Annotated in this window: 20 protein-coding genes; 7 read left to right on the forward strand and 13 right to left on the reverse strand. The window is 58.7% G+C overall.

Going from position 1 to position 19,321, the window contains the following annotated elements:
- Positions 1–70: 70 nt before the first annotated feature.
- Positions 71–1,339 carry a 6-phosphofructokinase gene (locus ACXAG1_RS07905; protein WP_475093726.1) on the reverse strand — a complete coding sequence of 423 codons (1,269 nt, stop codon included), beginning with the start codon at positions 1,337–1,339 and terminating at the stop codon, positions 71–73.
- Positions 1,340–1,712: 373 nt separating this feature from the next.
- On the opposite strand from ACXAG1_RS07905, the gene mpl reads away from it, so the two are divergent.
- From mpl to ACXAG1_RS07925, 4 genes are all read left to right on the forward strand, one after another.
- Positions 1,713–3,095, forward strand: coding sequence for a UDP-N-acetylmuramate:L-alanyl-gamma-D-glutamyl-meso-diaminopimelate ligase (mpl, locus tag ACXAG1_RS07910; protein WP_475119440.1), 1,383 nt, complete (start codon positions 1,713–1,715; stop codon positions 3,093–3,095).
- A gap of 30 nt (positions 3,096–3,125) precedes the next feature.
- On the forward strand, positions 3,126–3,743 hold the full coding sequence (locus ACXAG1_RS07915) for a flavin prenyltransferase UbiX (protein WP_475119441.1): 618 nt from the start codon (positions 3,126–3,128) through the stop codon (positions 3,741–3,743).
- A gap of 12 nt (positions 3,744–3,755) precedes the next feature.
- Positions 3,756–4,028, forward strand: coding sequence for an Rdx family protein (locus ACXAG1_RS07920; protein ID WP_475093723.1), 273 nt, complete (start codon positions 3,756–3,758; stop codon positions 4,026–4,028).
- A gap of 93 nt (positions 4,029–4,121) precedes the next feature.
- On the forward strand, positions 4,122–6,752 hold the full coding sequence (locus ACXAG1_RS07925; RefSeq protein ID WP_475119442.1) for an efflux RND transporter permease subunit: 2,631 nt from the start codon (positions 4,122–4,124) through the stop codon (positions 6,750–6,752).
- 212 nt (positions 6,753–6,964) lie between these two features.
- Here ACXAG1_RS07925 and yjgA read toward each other — a convergent pair whose 3' ends face one another.
- The 12 genes from yjgA to ACXAG1_RS07985 form a co-directional block, all read right to left on the reverse strand.
- Positions 6,965–7,495, reverse strand: coding sequence for a ribosome biogenesis factor YjgA (gene yjgA, locus ACXAG1_RS07930; protein WP_475093721.1), 531 nt, complete (start codon positions 7,493–7,495; stop codon positions 6,965–6,967).
- Between the two features lie 64 nt (positions 7,496–7,559).
- Complete coding sequence (mgtE, locus tag ACXAG1_RS07935; RefSeq protein WP_043318414.1) at positions 7,560–8,903, reverse strand: magnesium transporter; 1,344 nt, start codon at positions 8,901–8,903, stop codon at positions 7,560–7,562.
- A 135-nt stretch (positions 8,904–9,038) separates the two neighbouring features.
- Positions 9,039–9,308, reverse strand: a complete 270-nt coding sequence (locus ACXAG1_RS07940; protein ID WP_475093720.1) for an HPr family phosphocarrier protein — start codon at positions 9,306–9,308, stop codon at positions 9,039–9,041.
- 53 nt (positions 9,309–9,361) lie between these two features.
- Positions 9,362–10,249, reverse strand: coding sequence for an RNase adapter RapZ (gene rapZ / locus ACXAG1_RS07945; RefSeq protein WP_475093719.1), 888 nt, complete (start codon positions 10,247–10,249; stop codon positions 9,362–9,364).
- A gap of 117 nt (positions 10,250–10,366) precedes the next feature.
- Positions 10,367–10,828, reverse strand: coding sequence for a PTS IIA-like nitrogen regulatory protein PtsN (ptsN, locus tag ACXAG1_RS07950; RefSeq protein WP_475093718.1), 462 nt, complete (start codon positions 10,826–10,828; stop codon positions 10,367–10,369).
- A 54-nt stretch (positions 10,829–10,882) separates the two neighbouring features.
- Complete coding sequence (gene hpf / locus ACXAG1_RS07955) at positions 10,883–11,176, reverse strand: ribosome hibernation-promoting factor, HPF/YfiA family (RefSeq protein ID WP_475093717.1); 294 nt, start codon at positions 11,174–11,176, stop codon at positions 10,883–10,885.
- Positions 11,177–11,374: 198 nt separating this feature from the next.
- Positions 11,375–12,835: an RNA polymerase factor sigma-54 gene (locus ACXAG1_RS07960; RefSeq protein WP_475119443.1), complete on the reverse strand. Its 1,461-nt coding sequence runs from the start codon at positions 12,833–12,835 to the stop codon at positions 11,375–11,377.
- Between the two features lie 229 nt (positions 12,836–13,064).
- Complete coding sequence (gene lptB, locus ACXAG1_RS07965; RefSeq protein WP_475093715.1) at positions 13,065–13,790, reverse strand: LPS export ABC transporter ATP-binding protein; 726 nt, start codon at positions 13,788–13,790, stop codon at positions 13,065–13,067.
- Positions 13,791–13,887: 97 nt separating this feature from the next.
- On the reverse strand, positions 13,888–14,424 hold the full coding sequence (lptA, locus tag ACXAG1_RS07970) for a lipopolysaccharide transport periplasmic protein LptA (RefSeq protein WP_475093714.1): 537 nt from the start codon (positions 14,422–14,424) through the stop codon (positions 13,888–13,890).
- Positions 14,411–14,974 (reverse strand): LPS export ABC transporter periplasmic protein LptC, encoded by a 564-nt coding sequence (gene lptC / locus ACXAG1_RS07975; protein ID WP_475093713.1) that lies wholly within the window; start codon positions 14,972–14,974, stop codon positions 14,411–14,413. Before lptC ends, lptA begins: the two co-directional genes overlap by 14 nt.
- Before the next feature lie 46 nt (positions 14,975–15,020).
- Complete coding sequence (locus tag ACXAG1_RS07980; RefSeq protein WP_475119444.1) at positions 15,021–15,569, reverse strand: KdsC family phosphatase; 549 nt, start codon at positions 15,567–15,569, stop codon at positions 15,021–15,023.
- Between the two features lie 51 nt (positions 15,570–15,620).
- On the reverse strand, positions 15,621–16,592 hold the full coding sequence (locus tag ACXAG1_RS07985; protein ID WP_475093711.1) for a KpsF/GutQ family sugar-phosphate isomerase: 972 nt from the start codon (positions 16,590–16,592) through the stop codon (positions 15,621–15,623).
- A 392-nt stretch (positions 16,593–16,984) separates the two neighbouring features.
- On the opposite strand from ACXAG1_RS07985, the gene ACXAG1_RS07990 reads away from it, so the two are divergent.
- From ACXAG1_RS07990 to murA, 3 genes are all read left to right on the forward strand, one after another.
- Positions 16,985–17,578 (forward strand): MlaC/ttg2D family ABC transporter substrate-binding protein, encoded by a 594-nt coding sequence (locus tag ACXAG1_RS07990; RefSeq protein ID WP_475093710.1) that lies wholly within the window; start codon positions 16,985–16,987, stop codon positions 17,576–17,578.
- A 123-nt stretch (positions 17,579–17,701) separates the two neighbouring features.
- Positions 17,702–17,935 (forward strand): BolA family protein, encoded by a 234-nt coding sequence (locus tag ACXAG1_RS07995; protein ID WP_475093709.1) that lies wholly within the window; start codon positions 17,702–17,704, stop codon positions 17,933–17,935.
- A 70-nt stretch (positions 17,936–18,005) separates the two neighbouring features.
- Complete coding sequence (murA, locus tag ACXAG1_RS08000) at positions 18,006–19,268, forward strand: UDP-N-acetylglucosamine 1-carboxyvinyltransferase (RefSeq protein ID WP_475093708.1); 1,263 nt, start codon at positions 18,006–18,008, stop codon at positions 19,266–19,268.
- Positions 19,269–19,321 lie beyond the last annotated feature (53 nt).

Here is a 19,321-nt window from a genome sequence, read left to right on the forward strand (position 1 = left end):
AGTCAGCAAAACAAAAAAGGCCCCAACCGTTTCCGGTTGGGGCCTTTTTCATTGGCAAAGCCTGTGACGATTAAACGTCAAAGCCTTCCTTCAGTTTCTTTTCCACCAGGGCCTTTTTCAGGCGCGCGTACTGCGGAATACCATTTTTGTAAGGCGGGTAGTCCTCGCCCTGGATCAGTGGTTCCAGGTAATCGCGGCCGGCCTGGGTGATGCCGAAGCCGTCTTCGGAAATAAATTCCTTGGGCATGAACTTCTCGACGTTGGCCACCTCGGAAAGCGGAGCTTCGCCAATGGTCCAGCTGTAGTCGGCGGCACTGGTGCCGTTGCGTTCAATGGTCGGCATGATGGCATTCTTGCCGGCCACCGCCGCTTCCACCGCCGCCTTGCCCACAGCGTAGGCCTGCTCTACGTCGGTGGCCGAAGCGATATGACGCGCAGCGCGCTGCAGGTAGTCCGCCAGGGCCCAGTGGTATTTGAGGCCCAGTTCGTCTTTGACCATTTTGGCCAGAGTGGGTGCTACGCCGCCCAGCTGTTTATGGCCAAAGGCATCCACACTGCCGGCGTCGGCCAGGAAGGTGCCGTCTTCGTACTGGGCGCCTTCAGAGGCGACGATTACACAGTAGCCTTTGTCGGCGACGGTCTGTTGCACCTTGGCGAGGAACTTTTCTTTATCAAAAGCCACTTCCGGCAACAGGATGATGTGCGGGGCATCGCCTTCCTGTTCCTGAGCGAGGGCGCCGGCGGCGGCAATCCAGCCCGCGTGACGGCCCATCACTTCAACGATGAAAACTTTGGTGGAGGTGGCGCACATGGAGGCCACATCTAACGCCGCTTCCTTGGTGGAGACGGCAACGTACTTGGCCACGGAGCCAAAGCCCGGGCAGTTGTCGGTAAACGGCAGGTCGTTATCCACTGTCTTGGGAATGTGGATTGCCTGGATGGGGTAGCCCATCTTTTCCGACAGCTGGGAAATTTTGAGGCAGGTATCGGCGGAATCGCCACCGCCGTTATAGAAGAAGTAACCGATGTTGTGAGCTTTGAACACTTCGATCAGGCGCTCGTACTCTGCGCGGTTCTGCTCCAGGCTCTTCAGTTTGTAGCGGCAGGAACCAAAGGCACCGGACGGGGTGTGGCGCAGGGCTGCGATAGTCTCGGTGGATTCCTGGCTGACGTCGATCAGTTCTTCCTTGAGGGCACCGACAATGCCATTGAGGCCGGCGTAGATATTGCCGATCTTGTCGCTGTGCTGGCGGGCGGTCTCGATGACTCCGCAGGCGGAGGCGTTGATGACGGCGGTCACACCGCCAGATTGCGCGTAAAAAGCGTTCTTCTTCGACATGTCTATCCTATGGCTTCTCGTCAAAAGTCACCCGTAGCGTGGGGTGGGAGCGGCGGGCGGCTCTTGGCGGCTACCTCACGCGGCGCGAAGTCTAATGTATTCATATGGCGATTGCATGGAATTGCGGGTATTCGACACTTACTGTGGTAAAACGCCGTGATAAGCTTGCGCGTCGTCGATTTTTCGAGCACTGCTGACACTTCCTGCCATAGACCGAAGCAGAAGCAAAAAGCGCGCCGAGCCGCAGGTGGCCTCGGAAATTCCCGCAAAAGTGGGGAATGATTGCGTGAATGAGCAGTCTCAGGCGGCGCCACGTGCGGCCTTCGGGGCCGGAAATGGCGCGCATCCGTATTGAACAGAGTGAACAACTGGCATGCATATTCATATTCTAGGCATTTGCGGCACCTTTATGGGGAGCCTTGCGCAACTGGCGGTGGCCGAGGGTCATAAGGTCACCGGCTCCGATGCCAATGTGTATCCGCCCATGAGTACCCAGCTTGAAAATGCCGGGATCGCGCTGACCGAAGGGTACGACCCGGCCCAACTGGAGCCGGCCCCGGACCTGGTGATTATCGGCAACGCCCTGTCCCGCGGTAATCCGGCGGTGGAAGCGGTGCTGGAAAAGGGCCTGCCCTATACCTCCGGCGCTCAGTGGCTGTGTGATCATTTCCTCGGCGGGCGCTGGGTACTGGCAGTCTCCGGTACCCACGGCAAGACCACCACTGCCAGTATGCTGGCCTGGGTACTCGACTATGCGGGCATGGACCCCGGTTTTCTGATCGGCGGAGTACCGCAGAATTTTGATGTATCGGCGCGCCTCGGCAGTACGCCGTTCTTTGTGGTGGAGGCCGACGAGTACGACACGGCCTTCTTCGACAAGCGTTCCAAGTTCGTCCACTACCGCCCGCGCACGCTGATCATCAACAACCTCGAATTTGACCATGCGGACATCTTCGAGGATCTTGCTGCCATTCAGAAGCAGTTCCACCATCTGGTGCGCACCGTGCCCGCCAGTGGGCTGGTCATCGCCGCCCGGGAAGATGCGGTATCCCAGGTGCTGGAAGCCGGCTGCTGGAGTGAAGTGCAGCGCTTTGATGTCGAACACGCCGATGGTGTGCGCCTGGGGGACTGGTGCGCAGTGAACGTGTCGGCGGACGGTGGACACTTCGACGTGCAGCTGGAGGGCACCACCGTGGCCAGGGTGCAGTGGGAGCAAACCGGACTGCACAGTGTGAAGAACGGACTTGCGGTCATCGCTGCCGCGCGCCATGTGGGCGTCGAGCCGGCCACCGCCGCGGAGGCGCTGGGTCAGTTTGGCGGAGTGAAGCGGCGTATGGAGTGTCTGGGGGAGATCCAGGGTATCCGGGTCTACGACGATTTCGCCCACCACCCCACAGCGATTGAAACCACCCTCAATGGCCTGCGGGCGAAGGTCGGCAGTGAAAAAGTCATTGCGCTGATTGAACCGCGCTCCAATACCATGCGTATGGGACACCATCAGAATCAACTGGCCCGAGCCTGCTCGGGGGCGGACCTGGTGCTCTGGTACCAGCCCGAAGGGATGAACTGGTCCCTGGATGAGGTGGTTCACCATTCCACCGTACCGGCAAAGGTTCTCCACAGCATCGACGCTGCGGTAGAATCCGTGCTCGAACTGTCTGGCCCCGGCAGCCACATCATTGTGATGAGCAACGGTGGCTTCGGCGGTGTACACCAGCGATTGCTCCACGCGCTGGAGCAGAGATACGGCAAATAGCCCCGCGCGGGGGCGGAAACGGATACTTCTTTGGCTGAGCCCACTTTTCCCAAAACAGTAACCCTGGCGATCACCGGTGCCTCCGGCGCCCAGTACGGTCTGCGCCTGCTGCAGTGCCTGCTGGTGGCGCGAGTGCGGGTGTGGCTGCTGCTGTCCGATGCGGCGCGCATCGTGATTGATACGGAAACCGACGTTTCCCTGCCGGAAGAAGGTCGCACAGAAGATTTTCTGCGCGAACTGTATGCTGCGGAAGCAGGGCAGTTAACCCTGTTCGGCAAGCGCGACTGGTTTTCTCCGGTCGCGTCCGGCACCGGCGCCGCAAGCAGTCTGGTGATTTGCCCGGCCAGCGGCGGCACCCTGTCTGCCATTGCCACGGGTGCGTCCAATAATCTGATTGAGCGCGCAGCGGATGTGGCCCTGAAAGAGCGCCGGCAGTTGATTCTGGTTCCTCGGGAAGCGCCGTATTCAGAAATTCACCTGGAAAACATGCTGAAGCTCACCCGCATGGGAGCGGTCATTCTGCCGGCCAGCCCGGGTTTTTATCAGAAGCCGCAAACCGTGGAGGATCTGGTGGACTTTGTGGTGGCCAGAATCCTGAGTCAGTTACACATCGAACAAACCCTGTTGCCCCCCTGGGGCAACTGCTGAGAGCCCTGCGCTATGCAAAAGACCGTCACCATCCATTACTGCGTGCAGTGCAACTGGATGCTGCGTGCCACCTGGATGACCCAGGAGCTGCTGTACACCTTCGCCGAAGATCTGGACCAGGTTGCACTGAAGCCGGGCAGTGGGGGTGTGTTCGAAATTCACGTAGGCGACCAGCTGATCTGGGAGCGTAAACGCGATGGCGGCTTTCCCGGGCCGAAAGAACTGAAACAGAAAGTGCGGGACGTCCTGTTTCCCGAGCGCGACCTCGGTCACGTGGACAAGTAAACAGACATTTAGACGACTCTCGAATATTCGGCAACGCGCACAATGGAAACAACACGCGCTGCCTGATTCCGATCAGAACAAAGCGAATTGATTATGCTGTTGGGCTTGAAGACCTGGTACGAAAAATTGGTTCTCGGACATCCGAAAACCGTTCTGACACTGGTGGCACTGTTCACCATCGCCGCTGCGGCCGGCCTGCCGAAATTCAAACTGGATGCCTCGGCAGATTCCCTGACGCTGGAAACCGACGACTCACTGGACTTTTTCCGCGAAATTTCCGAACGCTACAACTCCGGTGACTTTTTGGTAGTTACCTATCGCTACAACAACGGTGATCTGTTCAGCGATGAATCCCTCGCTACCATGCGTCGCCTGCAGGACGAGCTTGCCATGGTGGACGGTGTCACCGGGGTTCAGTCGATCCTCAACGTGCCGCTGTTGTACAGTCCCAAGCTTTCCATCACCGAGGTAGCAGGCGGTATCCGCACCCTGTCGAGCCCCGGTATTGACAAGAGCCTGGCCCGTAAAGAATTCCTTGAAAGTCCGATTTACAAAGAACTGATATTGAGCCCCGATGGTGAGACCACCGCCATGATGCTCAACCTGGAACTGGACAGGGAAGGACTCGACCTGGTGCGCGAGCGCGATGCGCTGCGTCGCCTGCGCAATGAGCAGGGTCTGGATGCGGAACAGGCAAGCCGCCTGGAAGCGGTGAGTGCAGAATACCTGAAACACCGCACCGCCCAGGAAACCGCCGCGCGGGATCGCGTCGACGAGGTGCGGCAGATCCTCGCCCATTACGACGACAACGCCGAGCTGTTCCTCGGCGGTCTCACCATGATCACCTCGGATATGATCGCGTTTATCCAGAGTGACCTGATGGTATTCGGCGCCGGTATTCTGATTTTCATCGTGGTCACCCTGCTGCTGATATTTCGCCAGCCGCGCTGGGTACTGCTGCCGCTGATTACCTGTGTGACCACCGCGGTGATGATGCTGGGGCTGCTTTCCTGGCTCGACTGGCGTATGACCGTGATCTCCGCCAACTTTGTCGCCCTGCTGCTGATCATCACATTGGCCATCACCATCCACCTGGCGGTGCGCTATCGCGAGTATTTCTCCGAGCACCCGGAGTGGGATCGCTTCCAGCTGGCGTCTGCCACCGTCGCGTTTATGGCCAAACCCTGCCTGTACACCGGCCTCACCACTATGGTCGCGTTTATCTCCCTGGTCGTGAGCGGAATTCGCCCGGTGATCGACTTCGGTTGGATGATGACCATTGGGGTGACCATGGCACTGGTGCTGTCATTCCTGATTATTCCCGCCAGCCTGATGCTGCTGAAAAAGCGCGACGGCGGCCAGGGCGCGGACAACTCTCACGCATTTACCCAGGTGTTTTCCCGCTTTGCGGAGAACCACAAAGGTATCGTGCTCGGTGTTGCAGTGGTGGCGGCGATAATCAGCGCCGTGGGTATCTCCCGACTGAAAGTGGAAAACCGCTTTATCGATTACTTTGACGATTCCACCGAGATTCACCAGGGCATGCTGGTCATTGATCAGCGCCTCGGCGGCACCATCAGCCTGGATGTGGTTCTCAGCAAACCGGAAGACACCGCACCGGCTTTTGAGGGAGCGGATGCTGGGGAAGAAGATCCGTTCGGCGCTGACTTCGGCGGCGATGAGATTGCTGGCGACGGCGCGGAAGGGGAGGCAGATCCGTTTGCCGCCGAAGACCCCTTCGCTGCGGACGATCCTTTTGCCGCGGATGTCGGCGAGAGCCAGGCCCCGGACGCCTACTGGTTTACCGTAGCCGGCCTCAACCAGATCGAGCAATTGCACGACTTCCTTGAAGCGCAGCCGGAAATCGGCAAGGTGCAGTCCCTCGCCACCCTGTACAAAGTGGCCCAGGACCTGAACGACGGCGGCCTCAACGACTTCGAGCTGGCCGTTGCCCGCCAGAGCCTGCCGGACGAAATCAATCAGGTACTGATTAACCCCTACTGGTCGCCGCAAGAGCAGCAGGCGCGCATCACCATGCGCGTGATGGAAACCGACCCCAACCTGCGCCGGGATGAACTGATCCAGCGTATCTACGCCTATGCAGAGAATGAAATGGGCATCGCCCCGGAAAACATCCGCCAGACCGGCATGCTGGTGCTGTACAACAACATGCTGCAGAGCCTGTTCAAATCCCAGATCCTCACATTGGGCGCCGTCTTCGCCGGCATCCTGCTGATGTTCCTGGTGCTGTTCCGGTCACTGCCCATCGCGATTATCGCCCTGGTGCCGAATATGCTCGCCGCCTGCGTGGTCCTCGGCGGTATGGGCCTGGCAAACATCCCGCTGGACATGATGACCATCACCATCGCCGCCATCACCGTCGGCATCGGCGTCGACCACGCCATCCACTACCTGTACCGGTTCCGCGAAGAATTCGCCAAAGACGGCGACTACATCGCCACCATGCACCGCAGCCACGCCACCATTGGCCGCGCCATGTTCTACACCGCCATAACGATTATCGCCGGCTTCTCGATACTGGCACTGTCCAAATTCGTGCCCTCGATTTACTTCGGATTGCTGACCGCACTGGCCATGTCGGCGGCCCTGCTGGGCTCACTTACACTGCTGCCATTGCTGCTGGTCTTGTTCAAGCCGCTGAAGAATCCAGCGGAGGGGAATGAGCCGGGAAAGCCGCTAACGGCTGAAACCTGCCCGGGTTGAAGTCGGGATAGAGAAGTTGGGAATCGCTTAATCGCAGCTGAAGTTCGAATCGAAGGCACGCTGCCGGGGAAGGGTTTTCAGGAGCGTCGCAAACAGGACGTTTGCGCCGCAACGCCCAAGGAAGGGTTTACAGTGGTCCTGAAAACCCTTCCCCGGTGGCTTGCCGCCACCGGGCGCGAAAAGAAGGTGCGAATTGAGCTTTGACGTCCCGCTCAGTCCACCTGCATAAAAAAGTCCCGCAAGTAGCGAAACAGTTTTCGCTGGTTGGTTGGGGCTTTTTTATTGGCAATCTCTTTATTGGACTCGCGAATCAGCGTGCGCAATTGCTGGATATCCACACCGGGGAACGCATCAAAAAATGCACTCTGGCCTTCCTTGCCCTCGGTCAGCAAGCGCTCCCTCCACTCCTCCGCCATCCGGTCAAAGCGCAAATGGTGGTGGTCCTGCTCCTTGTGCTTCTCCAGCACCGCCTCAATCGCCTCCACATCCGCCTTGCGCATCAACTTACCAATGTACTGAAGCTGGCGCCGCCGCGCCTCCCGCGACTTGATCCGGTGAAAGGTCGCAATCCCTTCCTCAAGCGTCGCATCCATCGGCACCTCCGCCAACTTTGCCGCATTCAGCTCCGTCAGTTTTTTGCCGAGCGCCTGCAGCTCGTGCATCTCCTCCTTTATTTGAGTTTTGCTTTTCGGAAGGTCCTCATCAAACTCATCGTACGGATTGTTTTCATCAGAATTGTGCATAGAAAATCTCGAGATCTGAATTCAACCAATAATTGCAGTACCCGGTAAGCCGGGTACCCAATCATCAGGCAAAAAATATTGTTGCCAGTCCAAGGAAAGACATAAAGCCCACCACATCCGTCACCGTCGTCAGTGCCACACCACCAGCCAGCGCCGGATCGATCCGCATTGCCCGCAGCGCCACCGGCAGAATTGCCCCCGCCAGCGCCGCCGTAATCAGATTGATGACCATGGCCGCAATGATAATCCAGGCGATACGCGGATCCCCAAACCAGAGTGCCGCAATGACTCCCATTACCGCCGACCACAGGATCGCGTTTAACGCACCGCTACCCAGCTCTCGCGACAACAGCCAGCCCAGGTTGCTGCGGCCCACCTGGCCCAGTGCCATACCGCGAATGACCACCGTCAGTGTCTGGCTGCCGGCAACTCCGCCCATACTCGCCACAATTGGCATCAGAACCGCCAGCGCCACCACCTTGTCGATGGTGCCCTGAAACAGATTGATCACCCAGGACGCGAGCAGTGCGGTGAGCAGGTTGATGCCCAGCCAGATGGCGCGGCGCGGCGCCGTGCGCCTGACCGTGGCAAAGGTGTCCTCCTCCTCGTCGAGACCCGCCAGGCTCATCAGCGAGTGATCCGCGTCCTCGCGGATCACATCCACCACGTCATCAATGGTGATGCGGCCCAACAGGTGACGCTCCTCATCGACAACCGGCGCGGTAATCCAGTCGTACTTGGCGAAAAGTCGCGCCACTTCATCGTCCGGCATATCCGCGGGAATCGGCTCGATATCGGTCACCATAATCTCGCGCACGGTAACCGACGGGTCAGTGGTCAGCAGCTTGGTCAGCGGCAGCAGGCCGATAAAACGGTCCTTGCGGTTGACGACAAAGATGTTATCGGTGGATTCCGGCAGCTGCTCGTGGCGGCGCAGGTAACGCAGTACCACATCCAGGTGCAGGTTCGGGCGCACGGAGACAATCTCCGTATCCATCAGGCCGCCGGCGGTTTCCTCATCGTAAGAGAGGACGCTCTCTACCCGCTGGCGGTCGCGCTCGCTCATCGCCGACAGCACTTCCGCCATCACCCGATCTGGCAGTTGTTGCAGGATGTCCGCCACATCGTCCGCATCGAGCCCTTCCATCACCGCCACCATTTCCTCGGTGTCCATGGTGGAGAGAATCTGGCTCTGTACCTCGTCCGGGAGTTCCTGCAGCACCTCACCCTCGATCTGGCGATCGATCAGTTTCCACAGCACCTGACGAATGCGCGGTGGGGAGCTTTCCAGTAGCTGGGCGATGCTGGGGGGGGAGAGGGATGCCAGCATGCGCTGGACTTCGCGCCCGGTACCGCTATCCAGTGCCGCGTACAGCTCACCGAGCTGGTTTTGGGCGCGGAAATTGATGTCGGCGTTGACGGGTTTGGGCACAGACGGTCCTGGTGTTCGGTGGAGGGGCGGGTGCCGGCATTATAGTGCTAAACCGGGAGTTGGCAGCTTGTTTGTCTTTCCGGCTATCTGTTCAGTCCACTGTGCTGGGCTCTATTCACCCTCACCGAAGCGATCATTGATCAGTGCGCAAATAGCTTCGTGGGCAGCGTCCTCATCGCGCCCGGCCACTTCGAGTTCGAGCTCTACACCCTTGCCGGCGGCCAGTAACATCAAAGCCATCACGCTCTTACCGTCCACGGCTTTTCCCTGGCAGTGCACTTTCACATCGGAGGAAAAGCGCGCACTGGTCTGGGCAAATTTGCTGGCCGCGCGCGCGTGAAGTCCGAGTTTATTGATGATGGTGATACGACTTTTCTGCATTGGCGATGATCTTTCCGTGCGGTTTTTTACCGTCGAGCAGTCTGGCGAGAGGCTCAACCGTGGTTTTTCTGTTGTTCCCGATGGCGGATCTGAATGTTTTCAAATGTACTGGCAAAGTGCTTGGCCAGTTGTTCCACCATGTATACCGAGCGGTGGCGGCCACCGGTGCAGCCGATGGACACCGAGGTATAGCTGCGGTTGCTCTGCTGGTATGAGGGCAGCCAGCGCTCCAGAAATGCGGTGATATCCCGCTGCATGTCCTGGGTTTCCTGGTGTGAGCGGAGGAAGTCCGCTACTTCCGGGTCCATCCCGGTTTTTTCTCGCAGCTCCGCTACCCAGTACGGATTGGGCAGGCAGCGCAGGTCAAACACCAGGTCTGCGTCTACCGGCACGCCGTGCTTAAAGCCGAAAGACTGGAATAGCACCGCCATACCCGGTGAGTCTTTGCCGACCACCCGGGTTTTAATCTGGTCGCGCAGTTGGTGCAGGCTAAGGCTGCTGGTATCGATCACCAGGTCGGCCATGGAGGCCAGTGGCGCCAGGATTTCTTTCTCCCGGTTGAGGGCTTCCAACAGGTGGGTTCGGCTGTCGCTCAGGGGGTGCTTGCGTCGGGTCTCGCTGAAGCGTTGAACCAGCACCGGAGAGCGTGCATCCAGATAGACAACGTCGCATTCAACACCGCTCTCGCGCAGGTCATGAATGACCTGGGGTGCCTGGCGCACATCCTGCCACAGGTTGCGGGCGTCGATGCCCAGGGCAAGTTGGGTGTTTTCATGGTGGCCCGGAGCAGTCTGTGGTGATTGCTCGCTTACCCGGCGTACCAATTCTGGCAGCAGGCTCGCGGGCAGGTTATCGATGCAGTTGAAGCCTACGTCTTCCAGTAGCTGCAGGGCAGAACTTTTTCCTGAGCCGGAACGGCCGCTGATGATGACCAATCGCATTGCACTCGCGCTCCTTGCCAATTGAGCAGGCCCTAATTATTCGCCGGGCCAGTATAAAGCAGTCACCCCGATCCGCGGGGTCGAAAGCTGCGCCATTGAGCGCTAGCTCAATAAAAATCAGGCCGCCGCTGCGCTGTTAATGGCCAGTGCGTAGAGGTCATCGCTGGTAGTGGCCTGGCGCAGCTTTTCACGTACACGGCTGTCACTGAACAGGGCGGCAATTTCCGCCAGGGTATCCAGGTGCTCCTGGTCGGAATCCTCCGGTACCAGCAGGGCGAAAAGCAGATCCACCGGCTGACGGTCGATGGCGTCAAAATCTACAGCTGGAGAGGTGGTGCAAAGGACACCGATGGGCTTCTCACAGCCAGGCAGACGGCAGTGTGGAATGGCGACACCTTCACCAATGCCGGTAGAACCCAGGCGCTCCCGGGCTACCAGCTGGTTGAACACTGTGTCGGTGTCCAGGTCGGGGTATAGTTCGGAGATCGCCTGGGCGATATTGAGCAACAGCTTTTTCTTGCTACTCCCCGCCAGGTGGCAAAGGCTCAGGCGGGGAGAGAGTAATGCTTCCAATGTCATAACGTGCAGATGATCTAGCGGTGCGAATCAACCGTTGACTCGTAATGATGGAGCCTAGCGGTGACCGCGTAACTTCTCTTTGTGTTTCAACAGCTGTCGGTCGAGTTTGTCGGTCAGCGAATCAATCGCCGCGTACATATCCTCTGACTCCGAATCGGCAAAAATATCCTTGTTGCCGCTCACGTGAATCCGCGCTTCGGCTTTCTGGACTAGTTTGTCGACGGACAGGGTGACCTGGGTTGTGGTGATCAGGTCATTGTGGCGGGAGAGCTTGTCCAGTTTGGTCAGGCAGTAATCGCGAATGGCCGGAGTAACGTCTACATGGTGGCCACTGATATTGATCTGCATGGATTTCTCCTCATCGAGTACAACACAATCTGGCTGCACCCCCGCACAGGGCGGCAACCCTACTAGGAAGTGCGTCAGAATGGAAGGATACACTCGCTGTCAGGCTATTGGTTGCCCAGAAAATAGCCGCCGAGGCCAAGTGTAGGTGGAATTGGGGGGAAGGCACGACGGGTTTGGGTAAAAGTGTGACCCTGCGGCCTACACCAGTCGCTTTCTTTCGCTTGAGGAGGGGATGCCCATGGACTCCCGGTATTTCGCTACAGTGCGTCGCGCCACCTTGATCCCCTGGGCGTCGAGCTCCTGGGTGATCTTGTTGTCAGACAGCGGTTTGCGCGGCTGCTCGCCATCGATCAGCTTGCGGATCAGCGCCCGGATGGCAGTGGAGGAAGCATCTTCTCCGGAGTCGGTGCTGACATGGCTGGAGAAAAAGTACTTGAGTTCGAATACGCCGCGAGGCGTGAGCATGTACTTCTGGGTGGTGACCCGGGAAATAGTGGACTCGTGCATGCCGATGGTTTCGGCAATATTCGCCAGCACCATGGGTTTCATGGCTTCCGGCCCCTGCTCGAAAAATCCCTGCTGCTTTTCCACAATGCTGCTGGCGACCTTGAGGAGCGTTTCGTGGCGGCTTTGCAGGCTTTTCAGGAACCAGCGCGCTTCCTGCAGGTTGTCGCGCAGATAGTTGTTTTCACTGGAGTTGTCTGCACGCTTGATCATTGCCGCGTAGGCGTCATTGATGCGCAGCTTGGGCGTGGTTTCCGGGTTTAGTTCCACGACCCAGCGGTCTTGCTTGCGGCTGACGATGACGTCGGGCACCACATACTGGGGCTCCTCGCCACCGAAGGCCTCACCGGGGTAGGGCGTGAGCGTCTGGATCAGCCGCATGACATCGCCCAGTTGCGCTTCGCTGAGGCGGGTGCGGCGGCTCAATTGGCGAAAGTCCCGTTTTCCCAGCAGGTCCAGGTGCTGGCTCACCACGGCTACGGCCTGAGAAAGCCAGGGGGTTTGGTCCGGCAGCTGGCGCAGTTGCAGCAGCAGGCTTTCGCGCAGATCGCGCGCGCCACAGCCCGCCGGCTCCAGCTGCTGGATGGTCTTCAATACGGCCATGACCTCATCGACGTCCAGCTCCATGGACTCCGCCAGCTCTTCAATGGGGGTACCCAGGAAGCCGTTGGGAGCGATGGCGTCGATCAGCGTTTCGCCGATCAGCTTGTCTTCGATAGAGAGTGGGGTGAGGTTGAGTTGCCACTGCAGGTGATCCTGCAGGCTTTCCGAGGCCGCGCTGCGCTGCTCGAGCGCGAAATCTTCGCCCTCGCCGCCACTGTGGCTGCCGCTTGAATAGATGTCGTCCCAGCGCGTATCTACCGGCAGGTCATCTGGAATATCGTTGGTCCAGTCGCCGTCTGCGGAGGACTCGGCCTGGGTTTCCGCGGCTCGCTCAGAGGCTTCTTCCTTGCGCTCTGCGGGAGTGTTCTGGTCCTGGAGTGATTCTCCGGCGTGCTCGTCGAAGTCCGACTCCAGCAGCGGGTTGCTGTCCAGGGCGGATTGAATTTCCTGTTGCAGGTCCAGCGTCGACAGCTGCAGCAGGCGGATGGCCTGTTGCAGCTGTGGCGTCATTGTCAGCTGAGTGCCGAGTTTTAACTGGAGTGACTGCTTCATAGGGGTGTGCCGGCAGAAAAATCTGGCGTGAATCCGCTGCGGAGAATTTTATGTTTCCGGCGGCGGGGTAAAGCTCATTTCATGCAGACTACCCCGGGGCGGGGCGGAAGACAAGAGGGCGGTTAAGCAATAAGTGTGCCGAAAAAATGATGGCATTTGGTCACAGCTTAAATCCTGTGACCAATGTCTTCGAGTTGGCGTGAAATAGGGAGGTCTTTCCCTCTGTGAACTAGATGGTGAACTCGTGTCCTAAGTAGACGTCTTTCACCTGTTTGTTTTCGGCCACGTCGCGGGGGTCGCCAGAGGCGATAATGTGGCCTTCGCTGACGATAAACGCGGTCTCACAGATGTCCAGGGTCTCGCGAACGTTGTGGTCGGTGATCAGAACGCCGATTCCGCGGTCTTTCAAGTGGCGGATGATCTGCTTGATATCGTTGACGGAAATGGGATCGACACCGGCGAATGGCTCGTCCAGCAATACGAATGCGGGGTTGGTTGCCAGGGCGCGGGCAATCTCCACTCGCCGCCGCTCACCACCTGATAGGGCCATACCCAGGCTTTCGCGGATATGGGTGATGTGGAACTCTTCCAGGAGGGCTTCCAGCTGCTCCTTGCGCTGGGCATTGTTCAGGTCTTTGCGAGTCTGCAGGATCGCGAGGATATTGTCCTGCACCGAGAGGCGGCGGAAAACGGAGGCTTCCTGGGGCAGGTAACCAATGCCTTTGCGCGCGCGGCCATGCATGGACAGGCCGGTGATATCTTCATCGTCGATCAATACCTGGCCAGCATCCGCCTGCACCAGACCGGCGATCATATAGAAGCAGGTGGTTTTACCCGCGCCGTTGGGTCCCAGCAGGCCGACGACCTGGCCGCTGGATACGCTCACGGAGACATCCTGAACGACTTTGCGCTTTTTGTACTGCTTGGCGAGATGGAGCGCCTTGAGCGTTGGCATTATTCAATTCCGGCTGGGGCGGCACCTGGCCGCACTCAATAAATCTGCGTGTTGCGTTGGCGGTAATGGCTCAATGCCGTTACTCGCTAAAGTCTCATTACTGTCCGTCGGTGTCCCCGGACTGCCCTTCGGGCTTCCAGATCATTTCCACGCGCTTTTTCTCTGACTGGCCGCGGGCCTTCATCTGCTCACTGTTCAGGTCGTAATCGATGCGTTCGGCGGTCAGGGTGTTGCCGTCGCGGTCGACAAACGCCTCTCCGGTAAGTTGCAGGGCGTCATTGGCCACCAGGAATTCGATGCGCGCAGCGCGGGCCTTGACCGGCGTGGTGCTTTCTTCGACCTGTTGCTGGAAGTGCGCTGGCGTGCCGGTGGCGATGACCTTGTTGATCTCTCCCTTGCTGTTGCCGTGCACTTCAACCCGGTCGGCACGAATCTGCAGGGAGCCCTGGCTGATTACAACATTGCCGCTGTAGACCGACAGGTTCTTGCTGCGGTTCGCTTCCAGGTTGTCTGCAGAAACCTTGACCGGCTGCTGGCGGTCGTCGGGCAAGGCGACGGCCTGGATGCCGGGCAGTGCGCAGGCGAGTGCCAGTGCCAAAGTGGTCAGGCGGCGGCGTAAGTCAGCGAAGTTCATAGCGGCTTTCCACATCGGACAGTATTTCTACCTTGTCTTTTTTTAGATCGGCGCGCAGGCCCTTGCCGGTGGTGAGGTTGAGGCCATCGGTGATGGTAACAACTTTGTCCGTTTCGGCGAATTCCTCGCGGGGTTTGATGACAATTTTCGGCGTGCGCAGCGTAATGCCGGGTTGGGGCAGCTCCATAACCGAGACATCGCCCTCCAGAACCACCTTTTGCCCGTTGTCATAAGCCACGCCGGTACGGGACTCCGTGCGCCACTTGGTGTCATCGCCCTGGTAAAACATCATCCGCGGCTCGGTAAGGTCAGCTCGGTCGCGGCGGGCAAACTGGAAAAAAGTAATACGTTTGGCGTCTACTTCGTAGGCCAGGTCGCCCTCGACCCCGTAATGCCGTGTGCGCGCATCGCGAATGATCAGATCGGCAGCGCGGTTGTACTCTTGCTGAGTTGGGCGCTTGCCCAGCAGTTGTTCGGGCGGACTTTCGGTGAACCATAGCCCGAGGGAGATCAGTGCAACTACGATCACCAGGGGAAGCCAGGTGCGCATCCGATATTTCTTCCTTTTTCCTGTGTCAGGTTTTAACGCAATTCAATTACTGCGCTATATAAGGAGCCAGCGCTGCGTCGAAGGTTCCCTGGGCACGCATAATGCGATCGCAAACCTCTCGCACCGCGCCCAGGCCGCCGCTGCGTTCGGTGGTGAACAGGGCGCGTTCCTGTACCGGTGAAGCCGCGTTGGGAACCGCGATCGGGCAGCCCACGCGGGTCATCAGTTGCAGATCAGGATAGTCGTCGCCGACATAGGCGATGTGTTCCAGATCGTATGGCTCGCCCGCGAAAAGCTCGAGAAAGGCGCTGTATTTGTCTTCACGGCCCTGAATCAGGCGGGTGATACCCAGGTCGTGCGCACGTTTTTCAACCAGGGCGCTGCGCCGGCCGGTGATGATAGCAACCGCGACGCCAGACTGCTGCAGCATTTTAATACCGTGGCCGTCCAGGGTGTGGAAGGTTTTCTGCTCGTTGCCCTGGTTGTCGAAGTACAGGCGGCCATCGGTGAGCACTCCGTCCACGTCGAGAATCAGGTGACGTACTTTGCTCAGCTTTTCCCGAATCTGTTGCTCGCTGGCGTGTGAATGACTCACGTGGTGTTCCTTTAGGTTGTGTGGTCCTGGTTACGGCGCGGGCGGTTGTGCTCAGATGACGCCGGCCCGCAGTATGTCGTGCATATGCAGCAGACCTATCGGGTGGTGCTCGGGGTCTTCCACAACCAGTGCGGTGATTTTGTTGTCTTCCATAATGCGCAGGGCTTCTGCGGCCAGAGTGTGCGCGCTAACTGTTTTCGGGCGGCGGCTCATCACCTGCTCCATTGTGGCGGTATCCATCTCCAGCTTCTGGTCGATCACCCGGCGCAGGTCGCCGTCGGTAAACACGCCGAGCAGGTGTCCGCTGCCGTCGACCACAGTGGTCATGCCGAAGCCCTTGCTGGTCATTTCAAGGAGTGCCTTCGACAGTGGTGTTGCCGGCGATACCTGCGGCAATTCTTCGCCGGCGTGCATTACGTCTTCGACCTTGAGCAGTAATTGGCGGCCGAGGGCGCCCCCCGGGTGCGAGAAGGCGAAATCTTCCGCGGTAAAGCCGCGGGCTTCCAGCAGGGCGACCGCGAGAGCATCCCCCATGACCAGGGTAACGGTGGTCGATGAAGTAGGTGCCAGGTTTAGCGGGCAGGCCTCGGTATCCACCGCAATATCCAGATTGACGTCGGCGGACTGGGCCAGAGGGGAGTCCGGCTTACCGGTCATGCTGACTAGCGGAATACCCAGCCTTTTCAGCAGCGGCAGCAGGGTCAGAACTTCCGCAGAGGAGCCCGAGTTGGAGATGGCGATTACCAGGTCCTGGCGGGTAATCATGCCGAGATCGCCGTGACTGGCCTCTCCGGGGTGAACGAAGAAGCTCGGTGTGCCTGTGCTGGCCAAAGTAGCTGCGATCTTGCGGCCAATATGGCCGGACTTGCCCATGCCGGACACAATCACGCGCCCAGGGCAGGCGAGGATCAGCTCGCAAGCCCTGTGAAAATCATCGCCGATACGGGATTCCAGTGCCGCCACTGCGGCAGTTTCCATGGAGATGGTGCGGCGTCCGGCCTGGATAATCAGATCTTTACCCATCGTATGTCTCGCTTTTACTCCGCAGCTTTGGCTCGCGTGCAGCCACTTGCAAGGAGGATAGAGGTGCTAACCTATCTATATTGGTCCAAAAAACGGCGCCTCGAGGCAAAGTGATCCAATGCCGCTTGTCCGGAGGGCCGCCATGGTATAGTTTGCCGCCGCTATTGTCAGCTGTGGAGGCCGGGCGAAGTGACCGTTGTCCTTTCCGCAACCGCCAGCATGATTTTTTCGGCGACTCACGACACTTTTTGACACTGTGGGTATCCAAGGGACGAATTGCCAATGGGAGATAATCTGTGAGCGCACTCACCTCTAGTTTCACCTCAATTTATAGTGCCGGGCAAACCCGGGGCTCTGCGGCAGTCCAAGTGGCGCGCAAGCTCGGGTTGTGGATGGCAGCCGTAATGCTTTGCGTGCTGGCTCCGCTTGCTTCAGCAGCGCAAAACCCCTATTCGCTCATTGAGGGGGTTTCCGGGCAGTTGCTGAACGTAATCCGCACGGAAGGCAAGAACCTGAATTCAAATCCTCAGCGTTACTACTCCGCTGTCGATCGCGTGCTTGAGCCCGTAGTGGATTTCAATTTTATCGCGCGCGGTGTGATGGGGGGGCATGCCAAGCAGGCGACGCCAGCGCAGCGAGCGAAGTTTGCCAGTACTTTCCGGCGCGACCTGGTGGCAACCTTTGCCCGCGGCGTGGCGACCTTTGGCAATCTGGATGTCAAAGTAATCAATCCCGGCTCCGCCCCGAGCGGGAATCGCGTCAACGTATTGCAGGAAGTGCGTAGTAAGGAAGGTTTGACCAAAGTTTCCTACACTCTGGTGCGCAATCGCAGTGGTCAGTGGAAACTGATCAACGTGATCCTGAACGGTGTTAATCTGGGCAAAACCTTCCGCGGACAATTTTCTCAGGCCATGCAGGCTAATAATGGCGATATCGACAAAGTGATCGCTGGCTGGTCTGCGGCGGACAAAGTTGCCGGCAATTGATCGGCATGAGAGATTCGAACGAAAATTTGTGCGCCGGTGCGCAGCGACGGTGATGCGGCTGCGCAGCGGTGGCGATTCCAGTACACTTGCGCGCTCTTTTTTAGCCGATAAGTAGTCCTACCTATGCAACCAGATCAGATCAAGTCCCTGATTGAAGGGCAAATTCCTGGAAGTCAGGTTGAAGTGGCCTTCGAAGGCAGTCACCTGCAGCTCACCGTTATCAGCGATGCGTTCAACGGTCTCAGCCGCCTGAAGAAGCAGCAGCTGGTGTACGGCGCGCTATCCGACAAAATTGCCGATGGCACCCTGCACGCGGTGCAGATGAAAACCCTGACTCCGGAAGAAGTCGGCCAGTAACGCCCAGCCTTGCTCTGCAGTACTACGCTGTGGTGGTCGAGATTTTTGTACCGCTTGGAAACCAGACCGAATGGATAAACTGATTATCGAAGGGGGCAGCCCCATTTCCGGAACCCTGAAAATTTCCGGAGCCAAGAATTCCGCACTGCCGATTCTGGCGGCGGCGCTGTTGGCGGACGGCCCTGTGCAGATCCACAACCTGCCGCACCTCAACGATATCACTACCATGATCACCCTGTTGCGGTGCATGGGAACCGAAATCACAATTGACGAAAAATTGGGTGTGGAAATTGATCCGCGCTCGGTGAACGAGCTGACCGCGCCCTACGAGCTGGTGAAAACCATGCGCGCGTCGATCCTGGTGCTCGGCCCACTGCTGGCGCGCCACGGCGTTGCCAATGTGTCCTTCCCTGGTGGCTGTGCCATCGGTAGCCGTCCGGTGGATATCCACCTGAAAGGGCTGGAGGCGATGGGCGCCGAGATCACCATCGACGAAGGATTTATTCGCGCACGCAGTAATGGCCGCCTGAAGGGCGCCGATATCGTGATGGAAAAGGTCACCGTTGGCGGTACCGAAAACCTGCTGATGGCGGCGGTGCTCGCAGAGGGCGCTACGGTTCTGCACAACGCCGCGCGCGAACCGGAAATTGTCGACCTGGCGGACTTCCTGATCGCCATGGGGGCCGAGATTGAAGGCGCCGGCACGGACACCATTCGCGTGCAGGGGGTTTCGCGCCTGCACCCGTGTACTTATTCCGTGATGCCGGATCGCATCGAAACGGGCACATTTCTCGCGGCCGCGGCTGCTGCCCGCGGTAAAGTGCGCCTGACCCACACCCGCGCGGATATTCTTGATGCGGTGCTGGTGAAGTTTGAAGAGGCGGGTGCGCACCTGAGTGTTGGTGATGACTGGATTGAACTGGATATGAAGGGCAATCGCCCCAAGGCGGTGAGCTTCCGCACTGCGCCGTACCCGGCGTTCCCCACCGATATGCAGTCACAATTTACCACCATGAACGCGGTGTCTGAGGGCACCGGTACCGTGGTGGAAACCATCTTCGAGAATCGCCTGATTCAGGTGCACGAGCTCAACCGTATGGGTGCGAACATCGTGCTAGAGGGGAATACTGCAATCGTGACCGGTGTGGAGAGGTTGAAAGGTGCACCGGTGATGGCTTCTGACCTGCGCGCATCCGCCGGCCTGGTGATTGCGGGCATGGTGGCCGAAGGCACTACCATCGTGGATCGCATCTACCATATCGACCGCGGTTACGAATGTATTGAGGAGAAGCTGCAACAACTGGGTGCGAATATTCGCCGCGTACCCGGCTGATCGCCTCTTTTTTCTCTTTGTTCAAATAGCGGAAGCGGGCGGTCGCCCGTTTC

This window comes from Microbulbifer sp. ABE4_465 (assembly GCF_056160765.1).